The sequence below is a fragment of the Leptotrichia buccalis C-1013-b genome, assembly GCF_000023905.1.
GTDB lineage: Bacteria > Fusobacteriota > Fusobacteriia > Fusobacteriales > Leptotrichiaceae > Leptotrichia > Leptotrichia buccalis.
Genome location: NC_013192.1, coordinates 360,933 through 383,641 on the forward strand (window position 1 = coordinate 360,933; position 22,709 = coordinate 383,641).

The window sequence follows — 22,709 nt, forward strand, 5'->3', positions numbered from 1 at the left end:
AGAAATATAAAAATTAACAAAATAAGAATAAAAATATAGAAAAACGTTTGTACTTTTGTAAAAAATTTGATAATATATAGTATAAGATGTTAATTATTTTAATAAATTATAGAAAGAAGGTTAGGAAAATGGAATTTTTAGTGGGTTTAATACCAATAATTTTGTTTTTAATTTTGTTAGCAGTTTTAAAAAAATCTGCGTTGTTTAGTACTTATGCGAGCTTGATTGTAGCGATTATTTTGAACTTTGTCATGTCAAGCTGGCGAATTCCAGTTCAAGGGATTATTGCTTCACTTTTTGAAGGATTCGCAGTGGCTTGGATGCCAATTGGATTTGTAATAATAGCGGCGATTTTTGCTTATGATTTATCAGTAAAAAATGGTAAAATTGAAATTATCAAAACGATGTTAGGAAATATTACATCAGATAGACGTGCACAAGCTTTAATACTTGCCTGGGGATTTGGTGGATTTATAGAAGGTATTGCAGGATATGGGACAGCGGTTGCAATTCCAGCGGCAATTATGATTTCTTTAGGATTTTCTCCTATGACAGCGGCGATGATTTGTTTACTTGCAAATTCGACACCGACAGCATTTGGAACAGTAGGGCTTCCTGTTACAACAATGATTTCAAACTTTGGATTAAATGCTCAACAGACAGCATTATTTACATCATTGTTATTGTTACTATTAACTTGTGTTATTCCTTTTATTTTAGTAGTTTTTGCAAATAAAGAAATAGATGGCGGAAAAAATCCAGCTTTTGGAAAAGGAATTTTACCAGTAATTATTGCATCAATTATTGGATATATGGTACAGCCGTTAATAGCTATGGCAACTGGGGCTGAACTTCCTACAATTATTTCAAGTTTAATAGCAATGATTTTAATGATTGTTGCGACAAAAATGTTTGTTAAGGCGGAAGAAGGATTTGAAACTGTGGCAGTTTCTACTAAAGATGCAATTTTAGCTTGGCTTCCATATATTTTAATGGTAGTTTTAATCGTAGGAACAAGTCCAGTTGTTAAAGTTATAAATGAGCCTTTACACGAGCATACAATTTCAACAATTGATTTTTCATTTGGACATTGGGCAACTTGGTTTAGAGATGCAAAAAGTGCAAAAGATGCTGGAGTTGCGTTTAAATGGATTTTGGCACCAGCCGCACCTTTATTTGTAGCAACAGTTATTGCAGGATTTATTCAAAAAGTAAAAGTAAAAGACATGGTTGAAGTACTAGGTCATACAATTTATCATAAATTAGATAAAATGTTAGTAATCATGGGAATTGTAGCACTTTCAGTAGTTATGAAACACAGCGGAATGACAGCAAGTATTGCTAGTGGTCTTAAAACATTGACTGGATCAGGATTCCCATTCATTGCACCATTCTTAGGTACAATTGGAACATTTGTTACAGGAAGTGATTTATCATCTAACTTGTTATTTGGTGGAATTCAAGTAGGAGTAGCGAAAGGATTATCACAAAATCCAGCACTGCAATCATTGTTAATTGCTGCCAATACCGCTGGAGCAACAGGTGGTAAAATGATTTCACCGCAAAATATCGCAATTGTAACATCAGTTTCTGCAGCATTAAATGGAAAAGACGGAGAACTTTTAGGAAAAACTATTAAATATTCTGTACTGTATGGACTTGTTTTAGGTGTTTTGACATTTGTTGGAGCAGGAATGATACATTAGTAACTAAAAATTTGAATAAAATTTAAAAATTTAGATATAATAATTAAAGAAAAAGGAGAATACTAAAAATTTGGTATCTCCTTATTTGTATATTTAAGGACAATAACTAAGAAAAAAATAATATATAAAGCTGAGTTATTTTAAAATGTATAAAATTGTGATATAATAAAAAACATAAATAAAGAGAATAATTTAAAAGAAAAAAATGGGAGGAAAAATGTCGGAAAATAATAATGTGGAAGACAAGGTAGATTATGCAAAAACGCTAAATTTACCAAAGACGAGCTTTAAAATGAAAGCTAATCTGGCTCAAAAAGAACCTTTAACGTTAAGGGACTGGAAAAAAGCTGAAATTTATGAAAAATCATTGAATGAAGGGGCACCATTTTTTGTACTGCACGATGGACCTCCGTATGCAAATGGAGATATTCACATCGGGCATGCGTTAAATAAAATATTGAAGGATATTATTTTAAAATATAAAAGATTAAGAGGTTATAACGCACCATATATTCCAGGATGGGATACGCATGGTCTTCCTATCGAATGGAAAATAATGGAAGAACTTGGAGAAAAGGCAAAAAATATGACTCCCTTGCAAATTAGGCAAGAATGTAAAAAATATGCTTTGAAATGGGTAGAAAAACAAAAAGAAGGATTCAAAAGGCTTGGAATTTTAGGAAACTGGGATAATCCTTATATCACTTTAAGACCTGAATACGAAGCAGAACAGTTAAAAGTATTCAAGGAAATTTACGAAAATGGTTATGTTTACAAAGGGCTAAAACCTGTTTACTGGTCGCCTACGACTGAAACAGCACTGGCTGAAGCGGAAATTGAGTACAAGGATGTAGAATCTCATTCAATTTATGTGAAATTTGAAGGAACTCAGGATTTATTGGATAAATTAGGAGTGGAAGAGGCAAGTATTCTTATTTGGACAACAACACCTTGGACATTGCCTGCAAACTTGGGAGTATTTTTACATCCTGAATTTGACTATGGATTATACAAAACAGAAAAAGGCAATATTGTAGTTGCAAAAGAATTGGCTGAAACTGTATTTAAGACACTTGGAATTTCTTATGAATTATTGAAGGAATTTAAAGGTACTGAACTTGAGAAAACTCATTATAGACATCCGTTCTTGGATAGAGAAGGGCTAGTAATGCTTGGAGATTATGTTACGGTTGATGCAGGGACTGGAGCGGTACATTCGGCACCTGGACACGGGGCGGACGATTACAATTATTCACGAAAATATGAACTTGGAGTATTGTCGCCAGTTGACGACAGAGGGCATATGACAAAGGAAGCTGGAAAATACGAAGGAATGTTTTATGCAAAAGCTAGCAATGTAATTGTGCAGGACTTGACAGAAAGCGGACATTTATTGCATCACAGTAAGTTTGTTCACTCGTATCCGCATGACTGGAGAAGTAAAAAACCTGTAATTTTCAGAGCGACTGAGCAATGGTTCATTAGCGTTGATGAAAGCGATATTAGGGAAAATGCGATAAAAGCATTAGATGATGTGGAATTTGTACCATCTTGGGGTAAAAATAGAATTGGTTCAATGTTAGAAACTCGTCCTGACTGGACTATTTCAAGACAAAGAGTATGGGGAGTACCAATACCATTGTTCTACAACAGAGCGACTGATGAAGTTATTTATGAGCCAGAAATTATGGACAGAGTAATTGAAATGGTAAAAAAAGAAGGAACTGACATTTGGTGGAAATATGAAGCCAAAGAAATTATCGGAGATGAACTTTTGGAAAAATATAACTTGAAAGATGTGGATATTAGAAAAGAAAGAAGTATAATGGACGTCTGGTTTGATTCAGGAGTTTCCCATAGAAGTGTGTTAGTGCCAAGAAATTTACCAAGACCAGCAGACTTGTACCTTGAAGGAAGTGATCAGCATAGAGGTTGGTTCCAGTCTTCATTATTGACATCAATCGCAAGTACAAAAGATGCACCTTACAAGAGAATCCTAACTCACGGATTCACAATGGACGGTCAAGGAAGAAAAATGTCTAAATCACTTGGAAACACAATACTTCCAAAAGATATTACAGAAAAATACGGAGCAGATATTTTAAGATTGTGGGTATCTTCAGTAGATTATAGAGAAGATGTTAGAATTTCAGAAAATATTTTACAGCAAATGTCTGACGCTTATAGAAGAATCAGAAATACAGCCAGATTTTTGATGGGTAACTTAAATGATTTTGATTATGCAAATGATAAAGTTGACTACAATGATATGTTTGAAATTGACAAGTGGGCAATGCACAAACTGGAAGAATTGAAGGCTAAAACGACAGAATTTTACGATAAATACGAATTTTACAGTCTATTTCAGGAAATTACATATTTCTGCTCAATGGAAATGTCTTCATTCTATCTGGACATAGTAAAAGACAGACTTTACTGCGAAGGGACAACTTCAATTGAAAGAAGAAGCACACAGACTGTATTGACAGAAGTTCTGAAAGTGCTAGTAAGAATAATTGCCCCAGTATTGTCGTTTACGGCTGATGAAATCTGGGAAAGAATACCAGAAACGTTAAAAGAAGAAGAAAGTGTACATTTATCAAAATGGATTGAAGCAAGACCTGAATATTTGAATGAAGAATTAGCACAAAAATGGGATAAAATCGCACGATTAAGAAGAGAAGTGAACAAAAAGCTGGAAGCAGAAAGACAAAATGGATTAATAGGACATTCTCTTGATGCAAGAGTTATTTTAAACATTGCCAATGATGAATATTCATTTATAAAAGATTACACAGAAAATGAAGTTTCTGACTTGTTTATCGTATCTCAAGTTAAATTTGTAAATGATAATTTAGCAGAAAGCGAAATCGAAGGAATTAACATCGCTGTGGAAAAAGCGTCTGGAGAAAAATGTGAAAGATGCTGGAAATACGATGAGGAAGTTGGACACAATCACAATCATCCAGATGTATGTCCAAGATGTGCAGGCGTTTTGGAAGAAATGTAACGTAAAATTTATTTTGTAAAATAGGACTAAATACAGCTAAATTAAAAATAACTTATTTAGTTTGTTTTTTACAAATATGTGTTAATAAAAAATGTGAGGAGAAAAGAATGCCTTATATAATTATTATTTTGGTTTTAGCTGCATTAGATCAGATTACAAAGCAGTTAATGTACAACGTATCAGGTGGAGTACAAGGTTTTTCTATACCAATAATAGATAAATTTTTTCACTTGACATATGTTGAAAATCACGGCGGAGTTTTCGGTCTATTGCAAGGAAAAATCAATTTATTTACAATAGCAAGTGCAGTTCTAATTATATACGTAATCGCTGTAGAGTACAAAAACTTTAAGAATTACAGCAAATGGACAAAAATAGGAGTAGTAGTAATTGCCGCTGGAGCCACAGGAAATATGATTGACAGAATTCTTCGTGGATACGTAATTGACATGATAGATTTTCGAGGAATCTGGGCTTTCGTATTCAATGTGGCAGATATGTATGTACATATTGGTATTTATATTATTGTAATTGATTATTTGACGAGAAAATATTTTAAAAATAGTAAAAAGTAGTTACGAATATCTAAATTAAACTTTATTGATTAACAATACTTTTTTATGTAATTATATGTTTTTTCTTTTTTATGAAGCAAAGGGGAACAGTCGCCATCCCCTTTGCAAACCCGGCTTGTCTAAGCATTTTTTTGAAATGAAATTGAAACTCGCTTTTTAATAAAGATTATTATCAACTCTTAAATTGATTATGATTTAAAAGTTTTGAAAAAGCTCAGACAGTCAATTTCATTCCAAAAAAATCACGACAGTTTTAGTTTAGTTACACAAGATAATTTAATTAAATATGAAAAAGAAAAATATTTAATAAATTTGATGAATATAAAGTTGTTATGTTATTCATAGATTTTATTTAGTAAAGATATTTTAGATAGAAAAATAGAGAAAGAAAGGATAGAGATAAATGACTTTTCAGGAAATTATATTAACTCTTCAAAAGTTCTGGGGAGATAAAGGGTGTATAATATCAAATCCGTATGATATTGAAACAGGTGCGGGAACTTTTAATCCAGATACTTTTTTAATGTCGTTAGGTCCTGAGCCTTGGAATGTTGCCTATGTTGAGCCATCACGTCGTCCAAAAGATGGAAGATACGGTGAAAATCCCAACAGAGTGTACCAACATCATCAGTTTCAGGTAATTATGAAACCATCACCAGAAAATATCCAGGAACTTTACTTAGAAAGCTTAGTTGCATTAGGAATTAATCCTAAGGAACACGATATAAGATTTGTGGAAGATAACTGGGAAAGTCCTACACTTGGAGCGTGGGGATTAGGATGGGAAGTTTGGCTGGATGGAATGGAAATTACACAGTTTACATACTTCCAGCAAGTTGGAGGACTGGAAGTTGACATTGTTCCATCTGAAATAACTTACGGACTTGAAAGAATAGCACTTTATTTGCAAAATAAGGACGATGTAAAAGATTTAGAATGGACAAAAGGCGTAAAATACGGAGAAAGAAGATTCCAGTTTGAATACGAATTATCAAAATACAGCTTTGAAGTAGCAGACGTTCCAATGCACTTCCAACTTTTTGATATGTACGAAAAAGAAGCCCAAAACTGTCTAAACAACGACTTAGTATTCCCCGCCTACGAATACGTTCTAAAATGTTCACACACATTCAATAACCTTGACGCAAGAGGAGCAATCAGTACAACAGAAAGAATGTCCTACATTTTAAGAATCAGGGATTTGGCTAAGAAATGTGCAGAGAAATTTGTGGAGGCAAGGGAGAGATTGGGATTCCCATTGTTGAATAAAAATAATTAGACATAAAAGAGGGGGATTCTTCTTTTGAAAGGAGGACTGTGGAATAAAATTATCAATAAAGAATGTTGGAAGATTAAAGGAAGCTGATGTTGAGATAAATGGGATAACTGTTATTGCGGGAGAGAATAATACAGGAAAAAGTACCGTTGGTAAAGTTTTGTGGAGTATATTCAGCAGTTTTTATAAAATTAATGAACAAATAGCTATAGAGAAACAAGAAAGTATTGAAAAAGTAATATTTAATAGTTTTTTAGATTCTATGTATCAAGATAATATGGGATACTTAGATCCTTTTTATAATGAAGAGAAAGAAAAAGAAAATATAAAAAAAGTATCAAAAAAAATAGTAAATACTTTTGAAAATATAAAAGATGATACAGAATTAAAATATTATTTAATAAATACATTGAATAAGATTATTTACTCTGATGTAAATGCTTCAAATTATAAAATAGATGAAATAGTGAAAATTTTGCGAATAACAAATGATAGAATTGGAGAAATTGCAATTTTAAAGAGATTGTTAAAAGAATTTAATAATCAAATAAATAATATTTATTCAGAAGCAGAAGCAGAAATGGAGTTAATAATAAAAGATAAATCCTTAAAAATTGTAATTGAAGATAATAAAATTAAAGATTTAAGAGAAGATATATATGTAAATACAGAAGTTTTTTATATAGATGATCCACATATTGTAGATGAATTAGAGGAAATTTCAATGGAAAAAATTAAATTTTCTCATAGAGGACAACTGATAGAAAATTTATTAAATGTGGAAAAAGAAAGTGTAATTAATGAGTTGCTAGCTGAAGATAGGTGGGAAAAGATAAATGATAAATTAAATGATATTATTCAAGGGAAATTTACAAGAAAGAAAAATGGGCGAAGTTTTTTTTATGAGGAAAAAAACGGTTATGAAAAAATAAATGTAAAAAATTTATCAATGGGTTTAAAAGTATTCACTATTATAAAGTTACTGATTCAGAATAATTCTTTGAAAGAAAATGGAACAATAATTCTAGATGAACCTGAAATTCATTTACATCCTGAGTGGCAAATAAAATTTGCAGAATTAATTGTGTTGTTACAAAAAGAATTTGGAATGCATATTTTACTTACAACACATAGTCCTTACTTTCTCAAAGCTATCCAAGTTTATTCAAAAAAGTATGAAATATCAGACAAATGTAAATATTATATGAGTGAATTGGATGGAGAACAAGCAATTTTAGTTGACAAGACTAGCAAAACAGATGATTTGTTTTATAAGTTAGCTATTTCTTTTGAAAATTTGATGAATGAGGAAGAATTGTATGAAGATTAGTGATTTGAGAATAGAATGTAAGTCAACTTTGAAGAAAACTTCAAAGGATGATAGCAATAATTATATGACGAATTCTGATTTGCAGGTAATTGATTTTGATTGTTTAAAAGATAAATATATAGGGAAGATCGAATTTAATGGATTAGGTGTTAAATCAAATGATGCTTTGTTTATCAAAGGTAAAAATTATGTTTTTATTGAATTTAAAAACGGAGAAATGAAAAATATTAAAGAATTTGAACTTCATAAGAAGATATATGACAGTGTACTTATATTTTGTGATATTTTTGATAAAACGTTGAAAGATACTAGAAAAGAATTGGATTATATTTTAGTTGCTAATTTTTCAAATTCTGAAAGAAATGATAAAAAATTGTTAGATAACTTGTTAAAAACTGTAAAAATTGAGGAAAGGCTGAGAGCTGGGCTAAGAAATTTTAAAGATTATTGCTTCAAAAATGTACACACTTACTCAAAAGAAGAATTTGAGGAAAAATTTGTAAAAAAGATGGAAAATTAAAAATATTGTTTAGAAAAATAGTTAAAAAAAATGTAAATTTGTAAAGGAGAGCAACTATGAATTTTCTTTTTGAAATAGGATTGGAAGAATTGCCTGCACAATATGTGGATAAGGCGGAAAAAGATCTGAAAAAAATAATAGAAAATGAATTAAAGGCTGAAAGAATCAAGTTTTCAGGGATTGAATCGTTTAGTACGCCTAGAAGGGTTACTGCGATTATAAAGGATTTGGCTGAAAAACAGGATGATTTAGATAAAAAAAGCGTAGGGCCTTCGGTTGAGATTGCTTATAAGGATGGGCAACTTACGAAAGCTGGAGAAGGATTTGTAAAGTCTCAAGGTGCTACAGCTGATGATATAAAGATTATTGAAAATGAAAAAGGGAAATATATTTCGATTGAAAAATTTATTGCAGGAAAAAATACTAGGGAAATTTTGCCTGAAATATTGAAAAATGCGATAAAGAAAATAGAGTTTGAAAAGTCAATGAAATGGGCGGACAGAACATTTAGATTTGTAAGACCGATTAAATGGTTTGTAACTTTGTTTGATAATGGAGAAATTTTACCTTTTGAGTTTGAAGGGCTAAAAGGCGGGAATAAGACTCGTGGAATGAGATATTTTGCTTCTCAGGACATTGAGATTAATAATCCGCTTGACTATGAAAAAATATTGCTTGAAAATTTTGTTATCGTAGATGGTGAAAAAAGAAGAGAAGAAATTTTGAAAAGCATAAGGGAAAATGGGGAAAATGATGGAGATACTGCGATAATCAATAAATATTTATTGGATGAAGTAGTTAATGTAGTAGAATATCCTTATGCAATAAAAGGTGAATTTAGCAAGGATTATTTAGAGCTTCCTGAAGATATTATCACGATTACATTGGAAACTCACCAAAGATATTTTCCAGTAAAAGATAAGGACGGTAAATTATCAAATAAATTTATTGTTATAAGAAATGCACCTGAATATTCGGAAACTGTGAAAAAAGGGAATGAAAAGGTTGTAGAGCCAAGGCTTGCTGATGCGAAATTCTTCTTTGACGAGGATTTGAAAAATAAATTTGCAGATAATGTGGAAAAACTGAAGGAAGTTACTTTCCAAAAGGATATGGGAACAATTTTTGAAAAAGTTAAAAGAAGTGAGAAAATCGCTGAATATCTGATTTCAGAGTTAAATTTGACTGATAAGAAGGAAAATATTATAAGAACAGTAGATTTGGCAAAAGCCGATCTTGTTTCAAATGTAATTGGAGAAAAGGAATTTACAAAATTACAAGGGTTTATGGGTTCAGTTTATGCTGAAAAGCAGGGAGAAGATAAAGATGTGGCGCTTGGAATTTTTGAACATTACTTGCCTCGTTATCAAGGAGATGAACTACCTACAACTGTGGAAGGTGCCATTGCTGGAATAGCTGACAAAATGGATACAATAATCGGATGTTTTTCAGTTGGATTAAAACCGACAAGCTCTAAAGACCCTTACGCATTAAGACGTGCGACACAAGGAATTATCCAAGTTGTATTAAATTCAAAATTATCTTTTAACTACAAAAAATTAATTGAAAAGGCTTATGAAATTTTTTCGGCTGATAAAAAAGTGCTAGAAAAAGATGTTGTGAAGGATGTAACAGAGTTTTTTAAGCAAAGAATAATTAACGTACTTTCTGAAAAATATAAAAAAGATCTTATAAACTATGAGATAAATCTTGAAAGCAATGTTGTGGAACTTGATAAAAAATTATCTGAACTTCTGAAATTATCACAAACTGAAAACTTTGAAATTTTGATAAATCTTTTAAAACGTGTAAAAAATATTGTAAAAGATGAAAAAAATATAACTACAGATGTTATCTTTGAATTATTTGAATCAAAAGAAGAAAAAGCACTGCTTGATTTTGCAAACAAATTGGAAAGTATGGAAAATAATGAGTTTTCTAACTATATTGAAGAATTATTGAATAATGCTGATACAATAAATCAGTTTTTTGATAATGTAATTATTAATGTGGATAATGGAAAGCTAAGAACTAACAGAATAGCATTATTGAAAAAATTAGAACTTTCAATTGATAAAATGATAAATATATAAATTTAATTTTTAAAATAAAATTGATTGATTTTACATAAAATTTTAAAAAAATATAGTTATAAAAAAAGAAAAAATTTAATAAAAAAATTAAAATCAACAAATGACTAAAAAGTCAATAAAATTAATATGTTTAATTAAAAAATACACGATAAATATAAGGTTAATGAATAATTTTTACTATGATTTTTTTTGTTGACTTTTTACGGAAAAAATGATATTATTGATTGTAAATAGGAATCCTAATTAAAGAATATTATAAGTAAAGTATTGTTTTTTCCTTTAAAATATTGTATAATTACATTGAAAGGATTAGGAGAAAGCAGTACTAATTTATTAGAGAAAAATAAAATGAAATTCAGGAGGAATTAAAATGAAAAAATTAGTTATTTTAGGAACAGCTTTATTAGCTTTAAATGCTGTAGCATCTGAAGTCCAAATTAAAAGTGGATATGATTTCTACAGAAAATTTAAGAGTGGATCTGCTGAAGATTTTTCAGTAAAAAGAGGTCCAGTTGTTGGAGTGGAATACATCATTGATAACCAAGGTGAATTCGAATGGGGATTAGGAGCAGAATATAAATTCTCAAATACTTCAGGAAAATTAAAAGAAAAAGTAAACGATAACAAAATAGCAAGAAGTGCTCCAGTTTACGCTTTAGGTAAATTTAACTTGATTACTACAAATTCAGGAAATGATGCATTGTATGTATTAGGAAGAGCTGGATATAATTTTGCTCATGAATCAAAAGAATGGGATAAAAATATCTCAGGTGGATTATATGTAGCAGCTGGGTTAGGAACTGAATTTGGACCAGTTTCAGTAGAAGCTATTTATGAAAGATCTAGCCTTAAGGAAAAATCAGCAGGACAAGGAACAAGAACTAGAGATCACGTTGATTCAGCAGGACTTAGATTAGGATATAGATTTGGGCAATTGAAAAACGATAGAGCACCAAAAGTTATAACTCAAATAGTAAATGTACCAGTGCCAACACCAGTGCCAACACCAGTACCAGAACCAACACCAGTACCAGAACCAACACCAACACCAATACCTAATACAGCTGTGTTACCATTTAGCTGTTCAGCAAATGAAAGAAAATGTGTAATTAGAGGATTTAAAGTAGATGGTAGAATACCTAATGAACGTGAAGCAGGAGATTTAAGAGCTATCGCAGGTGTAATTAACCAATTTGCTGACGGTGGATCAATTGATTTCGTTGGACATACAGATTCAACTGGATCAGATGCTTATAACCAAAAATTATCAGTAGCAAGAGCACAAAATGTTGCTAGATTGTTAAGAGAATACGGATTGAAGAACACAATTTCTTACGGAACAATTACTGGACAAGGAGAAAGTAATCCAGCAGATACTAATGATACTACTGATGGAAGATACAATAACAGAAGAGTTGAATTATTCTTCCAAAATGTTGACTTTAGTAATGTAAGATTTATTAATCAGTAATCTAAAGGTTAATAATTTTAAAATAAAATTTTAATATTTAATTAGAGAATCATTTGATAATGGTTCTCTTTTTTATAAAAAAAGGATATAAACATTGATTTTTAATCTAATAAATGCTATTATTTAGATAGATTTATTTTGAGGTGATATTATGGATTTGTCGAAAATTAAATTAGCTGTAATTATTCAATGTGAAATCGCAAAAAGACGTTGCAGCGGTTATCATTGCAGCCAGTGATTTTATGAGAGAAGTGGCGGATTTTCTGAATATCCGATAGATCAGGATATGAGAGTTCTTATGTTTCAATGTGGAGGATGTAATGGAAAAGGAGTAAATTCTCTTTTAATGAATGTAAATAAATGTATAAAAAAGGAAGGTAAGATTATACCTGAAGAAGTGGCTATCCACTTTGCTTCCTGTATTACACTTGATAATCATCATTCTTCCAGATGTATGTTTTTAAATTATATGAAACAACAAGTTTCTAAAACTTCTTTTAAGAATTCACTTATTATGGAAGATACCTGGCATTCGAAAACTGCAACTAAAAGGCGGGCGGAAGGAATTTATAAGACAAATAAAAAATAAAAACATCAGGAGAAGAAATTATGAAGGAAATAATTGTGGAAATAAAGAATGAACAAGGACTTCATGCAAGACCAGCAGCTCTCATTGCTAATATTGCCAAAAAATATAATGTAAAACTGGAAATAGAAAAAATTGGGGAAAATGAAGTTATTGATGGAAAAAATGTAATGGGTATAATGATACTAGGTGCAGCTAAGGGAGAGAAATTAAAACTTAAAGCAGTTTCAGAAAATGAAAATAGTATTGAAGAAGAAAACAGATTACTAGAAGAATTAAGGCAGTTAATTGAAATTGATAAGTTTTTTGAAAAATAATTATGAAAAGTTATTTTATAAATTGAAATTAAAATTGTCGGGAAATTATATTGTAGTAAGATAACGATACAATATTAAAATGTTAATAAACAGAGCAAAAAACAATCCTTTGAGTTTAATAGGTCATTTGTTTGTTGAAAACAAATAGTTTTCTAAAAATACTTATTTTGGCTTATAAGGATAAGTGAGAAATAGTTCATGTCGTTAAGTATACTAATGGAATTTTTATAATGTATTCAAACTTTTTTAGAATCAAAATTTTTAAAATTTGATTTTTAAATAGTTTTATTATAGATAAAAATTAAATATAGAAGAAGGGAGAAGGACTGAACCAAAAGGGACAGTTCTAGAGTGCAAAATGGACGAAAGAGAATTTGAAGTATTATTGGAAGATTATTTACCAGAGGAAAAAAAATCTGGAGATGTAGTTGAAGGAGTGATTACACGAAAAGAATTGGATTATGGATTTCTGGATTTAAATGCTAAAAAAGAAGGAAGAATTTATGCTCATGAAGTACAGGACTTTGAAATTGGAGATAAAATCGAAGTAAAAGTTTTAAGGGAAGATGATGACAATATTATCGTTTCAAAATTTATGTTGGATAAGGCAAAAGAATTGGCATCATTTAATGTGGATGATATTGTAACAGGAGAAATTTCTAGAAAAATTAAAGGTGGATATACAGTAAAAATTGGGAAAAATGAAGCGTTCTTGCCATTTTCACTTGCAAGATTTGAAAAGGATAAGGATTACACGGGACAAAAATTTAAATTTTTAATAAGAGAAAAAAATAAAAGTAATATTACAATTTCAAGAAGTGATTTAATTAAACTTGAAGAAGAAAAATATTTTGAAAGTGTGAATATTGGAGATATTGTTACTGGGAAAGTTAAAGAAGTGTTTGATTTTGGAATTATTTTGGATTTGGGAGCGGCAAGTGGATTTATCCATATTTCAGAAGTTTCTTGGGAGCAAGTTGATAATTTGACTGAAAAATATAAAAAAGGTGATGAAATCAGTGCTAAAATTATTGAAAAAGATGCTGAAAAAAACAGATTGAAATTGAGTATAAAACAATTATCAGAAGATCCTTGGATAAATTTTGCAGAAAATCATAATGTAGGTGATGTAGTTGAAGCGGTTGTAAAAGATGTTCTTGATTTTGGAATTGTTGCAACGGTTGATGGAAATTCAGGATTTGTACATATTTCAGAATTAGCTTGGCATAATGGGGCAAAAGAGCTGAAAAATTACAAGGAAGGCGATAAATTTTCAGCAAAAATTATTCAAATTGAAAACGAAAAGAAAAATGTTAAATTAAGTGTAAAACAATTGTCAGAAAATCCTTGGAATACAGTAAAGGAAAAATATCACATTGGAGACATTATTGAAAAACCGATAACAGAAGTATTTGATTTTGGATTATTGATTTCGTTGGAAAAAGACATTGACGGACTTTTACACGTTTCTGACTTGTCATACAAAAGAGAATCAAACTTGACATCAAAATATAAAGCTGGAGACCTGATTAAATTCAAAATAGTTGACTTTAATGATGAAAAAAACAGAATTACTTTAAGTGCAAAGGCACTGCTTGATGACAGATGGGAAGTTCTTGAGGAAACTTACGACTTTGACAATACGTTTACTGGAAAAGTTATGAATGTTCAGGATTATGGTATTTTTGTGGAATTGGAAAAAGGGATAGAAGTATTTATCCATAGAAATGAATTTTCTTGGGACAAAAGAGAACATAAGAAATACAAAGTTGGCGATGAAGTAGAATTTAAAGTAATTATAGTTGATAAATTGGATAAAAAGTTGTCAGGAAGTATTAAACAGCTAGAAAAATCACCTTGGAAAGAGGCAACTGAGCAATGTAAGAAAGGAAATGTTATAAATACTGAAATTGTGGAAATTCAGGAAAATTTTGTGTTGGTAAAATTGACAGACAGATTTAATGGTATTGTGCCAAAACGTGAATTATCAGAAGAATTTTTAAAGGACATTTCTGAAAAATTTTCTATTGGAGATAAAGTTCAAGCAGTAATTACAGATATTAATGAAAAAAGAAAATCTATTGCATTGTCAGTGAAAAAAGTGAAAGAACAGGAAGAAAAAAAAGAGTTAGATGAACTTATGAAAGTTTATGGAGTATAATTTCAAAAATTCAAGCATATACTAAATATATAGTTAAGTTTAAAAAATAAATTTTACATAATGAAAAAAAAGTGTTAAAATGTAATAGTAAATATTAGAATGCTGAAATTATATGGAGGTAAAATTAAAATGGCAAAAACAGAATTTATGAAATTTGCATATTTCGATAAAGAAATTGTAGAATTTGAAAAAGCGACAGTTAGTATTGCGACACACAGTTTACAATATGGGACAACTTGTTTTGGTGGAATCAGAGGATATTATAGAAATGGAAAAGTAGCGATTTTTAGACTGAAAGATCACTACACTAGACTTATGAGTGCATCAAAAATGTTAGGATTTGAATATTTTATTACTTGGGACGAATTTAAGGATATCGTTACTGAATTAGTTAAGAAAAATGATATAAAGGAAGATTTCTATATGCGTCCGTTCGTATTCTGTAAAGAGCCTAGATTGTCACCTAAAAAAGCTGGACTAGACTTTGACTTGGCAATTTATATGCTGCCACTTGCAGATTATGTAAGCTCAGAAGGCGGACTAAACTTAATGAGTTCAACTTACAGAAAATACAACGATTCAGCAATTCCTACAAAAGCGAAAGCAGGAGGGTCATATATTAACTCATTTCTTGCAACAAGTGACGCTCAAAGAAATGGTTACGATGATGCATTGATGTTTGATGATGCTGGAAATGTTGTGGAAGTATCAGTTGCAAATATAATTCTAGTTTATAGAGGGCAAATAATAATTCCTGATACTGGAAATGCGGCTCTTGAAGGAATCACAGTAAGATCGGCCTTAGAATTGCTTGAATACAATGGTTACAAAATAAACCGTGGGAAAATTGACAGATCAATGGTATTTACAGCTGATGAACTGTTAGTAACTGGAACAGCAATGAAAATTACTTATGCTGAATCATTGGACAGACGTCCTATTGGACAGTTGGACTTTAATGCAAAACCTGAAGCTGGTAAATTTCATAAATTACTAAAATCAGAATATGAAAAAGTAATTAATGGAGAACATGAATTGTCTTCTGAATGGTTATTTGTTGTAGAATAGTTATATTTAATTTCAACAACAGTTTATTGATAGATTTGAATAATTAAGGAATTATTTTCAATTTAATGGGAGTAGTTCCTTTTTTAATGGGATTTAGTATTAGAATTTTTTGATAAAAAAATTGCAAAAAAAAACACGATTTTAAACTTTTAAATATTTTTTAGTTATAAAATCATGCTTATTTCAATTGTTTTATTTAAGGATTTCTACTAAATCTCTCAACATAAATGGAATAAATACTTCACCATTAGCAAAATCTGTTCCTTCACCTTTATTGTAAATCAAGACTACAGCATCATTTTCCATATAAAAACTTTGATTTTTAGAAATAGCGGTAAATTTGTCAACAGGAAGTAATCCAAATTGTCTAAATCTATCGTTAACAGCTGTTGATAGTGGGGTATTAAAATCATCTGTAAATAAATCTTTTAATCTTAATGTGCTTCCATCTTTTAAATTAAATGTAATTCCATCATAAAGTTTTGTCTTTTGACCAGTTTTTGTATTTTTTTCTTCAATTGTGAACAGGACACTTAAGAATAAACTGTTATCAGCTTTAATTTCAGAAGTAATAACATAAAATCTATCCTTAGTTGACTTATAGTCTAAAATAAATTTTTCCATATTCTTGTTCATGTTTTTAACAATATTGGCATTTTTACTACTTATAAACATTGGATAAGAAATTCTCGAACTTCCTAGAGCTTTTATTCTGTGTGAAGACTTTACAATGCTTGTTGCTGCTGATGGAACGAACCCTTGAAATGTGAATGCCTCTCCTGCCGCAAATGACAAATTAAATAAAATTAATGTCATCAAAAATAATGTGAACTTTCTCATTTTTATAATCACCTCAAAATTTTTAAAATTATATAATAACTAAAAAACTAGCTTTTGTTAAATAATCCAAATTTTTAAGTTATTTTAGTATATTATATACTAAATTTGATAAATAATCAAATGTTTTTCTATTCTTGAGCAAGTAAATTTTTTTGAATTTTATTTTTTAAAGTAATATAGACTTTTTAAAATAGAACTTAAGTTAAAAAAGTAGCTTTAATTTTATCAATGTCTAGTTTAAAAATCGTAAAACAAATTTAAATTATTCTTTTTTGATTTTCTAATAAAAACTTTGAATATCAAAATAATTTTTAATATAGAAGTTTTTTTTGAAAAATGATACAATAATTGTAAATACAAGTGTATAAACAAATGTTTGATAAATATATATTTTAGCAAGAAATTTAACAAAATCTAGCAAGAAGTCTCTTGCTTCTAAAAGCAGGAGTAGTTCACTAAGTACCCCATAAGTTTATAAATAAAGAGAGGAATGATGGAAAAATGAAACTGGATAATTTTAAGAGAATTGAAGATTATGAGGCTGAGAGAGAGAAAAAAGAGCTGGAGTTTATTATAAATTTGACAAGGGAAGCTTTGACTGATCCTGAAAAGGAGAAGGAGTGGAATGCAGTTAGGACTTCATTTGCACTTTATACAGAAGGAAGAAAAAAAGGGACGTATATGATAAGACCTCGTTTTTTTGAAAGTAAAATTGACATTGAGGACTTTGAGTATTTGCTGGATGTTGTGCAGAAATATTGTGATAAAAGGCTTCATCTTACGACAAGGCAAGATTTTCAGCTGCATGGAATAGAAAAGGAAAATTTGCCAGAATTATTAGAAGCCATTTCAAAAAGAGGATTTTTTACGAAAGCAACTTGCGGAGATTCGACAAGAGCGGTAATTACTCCTGAAACAACTGGATTTGAAGAAGAAGTTTTTGACGTTTCGCCTCATGCAAAAATTGTGACAGATTATATTTTAAATGGACGTGAATTTATGCATTTGCCAAGAAAATATAAAATTGCTTTTTCAAATAAGGAAGAAAATTCGCTTTATGCAAAAATAAATGACATCGGATTTCAAGCAGTAATTCAAGATGGAAAAAAGGGATTTCGAGTGTATGTTGGCGGGGGAATTGGACCAATTTCAACTAATGCCATTATTTTAAGAGAATTTATCGAGGAAGATGAATTTCTGTATTATATTCATGCAATAAGAAATGTATTTAATGATCATGGAAACCGTAAAATTCGTGCAAGAGCAAGGCTTCGTTATGTTTTGCTAAATTTGGGAGAAGAAAAATTTTTAGAACTGTGTAACGAATACATTTCTAATTTTTATGTTGAAAAAGGGGATAGCCTTAGAGTTTATACGAGAAAATTGTTAGATGAGAGAGAAATTTTAGATAAAGAAAAAGAGCTGGAAAAAATAGAAGTATTTTCTAATGGAGAAAATACAGACGAAAGCATTAAAGATGATGAATTTATAAAAAGTGAAAGAAATATTGTGGCAGGAAAGCACAAAGGAGAATATGGGTATTATTTAAGACCTGCAAGAGGAAATATTTACAAGGAAGATGGAGAAAAATTGATTAAGTTTGTAAAAAGCCTTGATTATAAAGTTGAATTGAAACTTACAAGTTTTCAAAGTATTCTGGTTCGAGGATTGAAAAAAGAAGATTTATTAAAATTAAGAGAAATTATGGAAGAATATTATGGCGAAAACGAATTTTTTAATTCATACTCGTGTATTGGGAGTACAACTTGTAATGTTGGAATTTTAGATACTCCGCCGATACTGGACTATATTTTTAAATATTTTGAAAATGATGAAAAAAGAGAGCTTACAAATTATTTGCCACAAATAAAGATTGCTGGATGTCCAAATTCCTGTGCAACACCGCAGATAGCAAAACTTGGATTTAGCGGAAGACGTAAGAAAGACGGAGAATATTTTGCAATTTTTGCAAGGGGAGAATTTACAGGTAAAACTGTCAAGTTGAATGAAATCGTGGGAGAAATAAAGGCAAGTAAAATTCCATATTTCCTTGAGGACATTGCAAATATTATAAAAGAGGAAAACATTGAATTTGAGGAGTTTGTACATGAGGAAAGGTTTATTGAGCTGATAGAGAAATACAAGGAATTTGAACTTGAAGTGGTTGATTTCAATGATTTCCGTAAAGCTGATATGGAAAGGGCGTGGTAGATGAATGTATGTGGAACTAAAAAATATTAACAAAATGTACAACAGCTACAAAGCGTCAGACAATATAAATTTAGGCATTAGAAAAGGAAAGCTGGTGGCTTTGCTAGGACCAAGCGGAAGTGGAAAATCCACAATTTTACGGATGATTGCAGGGCTTGAAACACCAGATTCAGGAGAAATTATTATTGACGGAAAAGTTGTAAATGATGTTTCTCCAAGTAAAAGGGGAATTGGCTTTGTTTTTCAGAATTATGCGTTATTTCGGTACATGACAGTGTTTGACAATATTGCATTTGGATTAAAGATTGCAAAAGTGAAAAAGTCCATTATAAAGGAACGTGTGGAAAAACTGATGGAGCTTGTGAATATAAAAGGGCTTGGGAAACGGTATCCAAACCAGCTCTCAGGAGGACAGCGACAAAGAGTGGCATTTGCAAGGGCATTAGCTCCTCATCCTGAATTATTGTTGTTAGATGAGCCTTTTGCTGCAATTGATGCTAAAGTCAGACAAGAACTTAGGAACTGGCTACGTGAAACAATTGACAAAGTGGGAATTACGAGCATTTTTGTAACGCACGATCAGGAAGAGGCAATAGAAGTGGCGGATGAAATCATTGTAACAAATAAAGGAAGAATCGAACAAATTGGAAGTCCAAAAGAAATTTATTCCAATCCCAAAACAGCATTTGTAGCCAAATTTATGGGAAACCCAATAGAACTGGAAAATATAAACAGATTTAAAGGTTTTGAAAACTTGAAAAATGGACAAAAAGCAATAATCCGTCCAGAAAACGTAAGTATTATAAAGGCAAATGAAAAATTTAGATATTCAGCTTCAACAGAGAACGGAATTGTTAAATATACATTATTTCGTGGAAAAGAAGTAGAAATTGGTGTACAAATAAACGGCACTTTAATAAAAGGAAATCGTAAAATTGAAGAAGATGCTGTATCTGTGGGAGAAGAAGTCAATATCTATATATATCGTGCCTATGCCTTTGGGAAAAATGAGGAAGTGGAAATTGTGGAAAATGAAAATACAAGAAATCAAAATGATGTCGTTATTTAAAAAAACTAAAAAAAGATTTTTTATATAATATTTAAGTTAATTTGTCTTTGAACTTTTATAGAATATTTATTTGATTAATAATAATTTTTAATTAAAATAACAGTTTATGACTAAATTAAAAATGTCGTGATTTTTTGAAAATAAAAATTACTGTCTGAGCAAAGCGAGTTTAATTTTTGTTTTCAAAAAATGCTTAGACAAGCGGGGATTGTAAAGGGGATGGCGATTGATCCCCTTTACGTTTAGAAAAAAGAAAAAGTATAAAAATTATTAGGAAAGATATTTTTAATAACAATAATCTATAACAGTAAAATTATAAAAAAGTAAGTTTATAGAATAAGTTAAATAGATGTAGGTTGTGAGGTAATTTTATGGCAGAGAATAAGGCTGATAAAAATAAAAATAATAAAGAAAGAAAAAAACTTGAAATAAAGGAATTGGAAACGGATGTATTAATTATTGGTGGGGGAACTGCTGGATGTTATGCGGCGATTACGCTTGGAAAAAATTCTGATTTATCGGTAATTGTGGCAGAGAAGGCGAATATTAAGAGGAGCGGGTGTCTTGCGGCTGGGATTAATGCAATAAATGCGTATAATGTGAAAGGACGTGTGCCACAGGATTATGTGGATTACGCGGCAAAGGATGCCAATGGAATTGTGCGGCACGATTTGTTAATTACTGCTGCGAATAGATTTAATGAGATTACCGCTGAAGTGGAAAAGTTGGGGCTTGTGATTTTGAAAGATGAGAATGGAGAGTATGTTGCACGTGGAAATAGAAATATAAAAATAAATGGAGAAAATTTTAAGCCGATACTTGCTGATGCTGTGAAAAAAACAAAAAATGTGAGAGTTCTGAATACACTTAATATTACGGATTTACTTGTGAAGGACGGGAAAGTTTATGGCGCGGTTGGATTTTCTATAAAAAAAGAAGAAGTATTTGTGATTAGGGCGAAAAAAGTGATAATTTCGACTGGAGGAGCGGCTGGACTTTATAAGCCTAATAATCCTGGATTTTCAAGGCATAAGATGTGGTATCCGCCATTTAATACTGGGGCAGGATATGCAATGGGAATTCTGGCTGGAGCAGAAATGACAACTTTTGAGATGAGATTTATTGCTTTGAGATGTAAGGATACAATTGCGCCAGTTGGAACGATTGCTCAAGGAGTTGGAGCGAAACAGGTAAATTCAAGAGGGGTGGTTTATGAGGACAAATATGGGCTTACGACTAGTGAGCGTGTTTATGGAACTGTGAGAGAAAATCAGCTTGGAAATGGACCTTGTTACTTAAAGACAAGTGGAATTAGTGAAGAAGAAAGTGAAAGTTTGTTAAAGGCATATTTGAATATGGCACCAAGTCAGACATTGAAATGGATTGAAAGCGGAAAGAATCCGAATGAGCAGGATGTTGAAATTGAAGGGACAGAGCCGTATATTGTCGGTGGGCATACTGCAAGCGGCTTTTGGGTAAATACGAACAGAGAAACTACAATTAATGGGCTTTATGCGGCAGGAGATGTAGCTGGAGGCTGTCCACAGAAATATGTTACAGGTGCACTGGCTGAAGGTGAAATTGCGGCACTTGATATAATTTCAAAGTTAGTTGATGAAAAAAAGATTAATTGTGGAAAAATTGATGAAAATGTGGAAAACTTCATGGATGAACAAAAAAATCAAATTATTAATCAGTATGAAAAAATAAGAAATACAGAACCCAAAAGATTCTCAACGGAAGATATGGAAGAAGGAATGCAAAAAATTATGGATGAATATGCGGGTGGAATCTCAACAAATTATCAATTTAATGAAAAGCAGCTAAATTTGGCAAAACAGAAAATTGATCAGCTTATAGAGCTTTCTGATGAGCTTTCGGCAGAAAATATGCACGATTTAATGTTTGTTTATGAGCTGAAAGAGAGATTGATAGTGTGTAAATCACTAATTGAGCATCTTTTTTTCAGAAAGGAAACGAGATGGCATTCGTTTAATGAAAATCTGGATTATCCTGAAACTGACGAAAACTATTTTAAATATGTGAATTCGAGGTTAGTTAACGGAGAACTGGAAGTATTTATGAGGGAAATTGTTAAGGAGGAGAGATATGAGCATAGTAATTGATCCGTATGTGTGTATAGGATGTACAAAATGTACGTTGGTGTGTCCAGGGACTTTGATTGAGATGCAGAAAGTGGATGACATGAAAATTGAAAAGGCGGTTATGCAATATCCGAAAGACTGCTGGGGCTGTGTTTCCTGCGTGAAGGAATGTCCGGTTCAGGCAATTTCATTTTTCCTTGGAGCAGATATTGGCGGAAATGGAAGCACAATGACAACTAAGGAAGAAGGAGATGTTCTGAAATGGATTATTGAAAAAAGAGACGGAACTGTGGAGGAAATTGATATAAACAGGAAAGATGCGAATAAATATTGATGAAATTTTTAAAAAAATAAAAAAAGAAAGGGTGATT

General features: G+C 30.8%; 16 protein-coding genes and 1 pseudogene. 16 read left to right on the forward strand and 1 reads right to left on the reverse strand.

Features of this window, described 5'->3' with window-relative positions:
• Positions 1-128: 128 nt before the first annotated feature.
• From LEBU_RS01825 to LEBU_RS01880, 12 genes and pseudogenes are all read left to right on the forward strand, one after another.
• Positions 129-1,706, forward strand: a complete 1,578-nt coding sequence (locus LEBU_RS01825; RefSeq protein ID WP_012806463.1) for an L-lactate permease — start codon at positions 129-131, stop codon at positions 1,704-1,706.
• Positions 1,707-1,923: 217 nt separating this feature from the next.
• Positions 1,924-4,716, forward strand: a complete 2,793-nt coding sequence (gene ileS / locus LEBU_RS01830) for an isoleucine--tRNA ligase (protein WP_012806464.1) — start codon at positions 1,924-1,926, stop codon at positions 4,714-4,716.
• A 74-nt stretch (positions 4,717-4,790) separates the two neighbouring features.
• Positions 4,791-5,291 (forward strand): signal peptidase II, encoded by a 501-nt coding sequence (gene lspA / locus LEBU_RS01835; RefSeq protein ID WP_275268887.1) that lies wholly within the window; start codon positions 4,791-4,793, stop codon positions 5,289-5,291.
• A 403-nt stretch (positions 5,292-5,694) separates the two neighbouring features.
• Complete coding sequence (gene glyQ / locus LEBU_RS01840) at positions 5,695-6,570, forward strand: glycine--tRNA ligase subunit alpha (protein ID WP_006805766.1); 876 nt, start codon at positions 5,695-5,697, stop codon at positions 6,568-6,570.
• 103 nt (positions 6,571-6,673) lie between these two features.
• Positions 6,674-7,897: an AAA family ATPase gene (locus LEBU_RS01845; protein ID WP_238974527.1), complete on the forward strand. Its 1,224-nt coding sequence runs from the start codon at positions 6,674-6,676 to the stop codon at positions 7,895-7,897.
• On the forward strand, positions 7,887-8,417 hold the full coding sequence (locus LEBU_RS01850) for a hypothetical protein (protein ID WP_012806467.1): 531 nt from the start codon (positions 7,887-7,889) through the stop codon (positions 8,415-8,417). The genes LEBU_RS01845 and LEBU_RS01850 overlap by 11 nt, the downstream gene beginning before the upstream one ends.
• A gap of 56 nt (positions 8,418-8,473) precedes the next feature.
• On the forward strand, positions 8,474-10,510 hold the full coding sequence (gene glyS, locus LEBU_RS01855; RefSeq protein WP_012806468.1) for a glycine--tRNA ligase subunit beta: 2,037 nt from the start codon (positions 8,474-8,476) through the stop codon (positions 10,508-10,510).
• Positions 10,511-10,880: 370 nt separating this feature from the next.
• Positions 10,881-11,981 (forward strand): OmpA family protein, encoded by a 1,101-nt coding sequence (locus LEBU_RS01860; RefSeq protein WP_012806469.1) that lies wholly within the window; start codon positions 10,881-10,883, stop codon positions 11,979-11,981.
• Between the two features lie 250 nt (positions 11,982-12,231).
• Positions 12,232-12,570, forward strand: a pseudogene (locus LEBU_RS01865) (CGGC domain-containing protein); the annotation flags it as partial.
• A gap of 20 nt (positions 12,571-12,590) precedes the next feature.
• Positions 12,591-12,884, forward strand: coding sequence for an HPr family phosphocarrier protein (locus tag LEBU_RS01870; protein ID WP_012806470.1), 294 nt, complete (start codon positions 12,591-12,593; stop codon positions 12,882-12,884).
• Between the two features lie 358 nt (positions 12,885-13,242).
• On the forward strand, positions 13,243-15,045 hold the full coding sequence (locus LEBU_RS01875; RefSeq protein ID WP_012806471.1) for a S1 RNA-binding domain-containing protein: 1,803 nt from the start codon (positions 13,243-13,245) through the stop codon (positions 15,043-15,045).
• 129 nt (positions 15,046-15,174) lie between these two features.
• Positions 15,175-16,113: a branched-chain amino acid transaminase gene (locus LEBU_RS01880; RefSeq protein WP_012806472.1), complete on the forward strand. Its 939-nt coding sequence runs from the start codon at positions 15,175-15,177 to the stop codon at positions 16,111-16,113.
• Positions 16,114-16,305: 192 nt separating this feature from the next.
• On the opposite strand, the gene LEBU_RS01885 is transcribed toward LEBU_RS01880, so the two are convergent.
• Positions 16,306-16,953, reverse strand: a complete 648-nt coding sequence (locus LEBU_RS01885) for a hypothetical protein (protein ID WP_012806473.1) — start codon at positions 16,951-16,953, stop codon at positions 16,306-16,308.
• A 501-nt stretch (positions 16,954-17,454) separates the two neighbouring features.
• On the opposite strand from LEBU_RS01885, the gene LEBU_RS01890 reads away from it, so the two are divergent.
• From LEBU_RS01890 to LEBU_RS01905, 4 genes are all read left to right on the forward strand, one after another.
• Complete coding sequence (locus LEBU_RS01890; RefSeq protein ID WP_012806474.1) at positions 17,455-19,164, forward strand: nitrite/sulfite reductase; 1,710 nt, start codon at positions 17,455-17,457, stop codon at positions 19,162-19,164.
• A 4-nt stretch (positions 19,165-19,168) separates the two neighbouring features.
• Positions 19,169-20,233, forward strand: a complete 1,065-nt coding sequence (locus tag LEBU_RS01895) for a sulfate/molybdate ABC transporter ATP-binding protein (RefSeq protein ID WP_012806475.1) — start codon at positions 19,169-19,171, stop codon at positions 20,231-20,233.
• 371 nt (positions 20,234-20,604) lie between these two features.
• Positions 20,605-22,359, forward strand: a complete 1,755-nt coding sequence (locus tag LEBU_RS01900; protein ID WP_012806476.1) for an adenylyl-sulfate reductase subunit alpha — start codon at positions 20,605-20,607, stop codon at positions 22,357-22,359.
• Entirely contained in the window at positions 22,343-22,672 is a 330-nt protein-coding gene (locus tag LEBU_RS01905) for a 4Fe-4S dicluster domain-containing protein (RefSeq protein WP_006805883.1), read from the forward strand. Before LEBU_RS01900 ends, LEBU_RS01905 begins: the two co-directional genes overlap by 17 nt.
• The last annotated feature ends 37 nt before the right edge of the window (positions 22,673-22,709 follow it).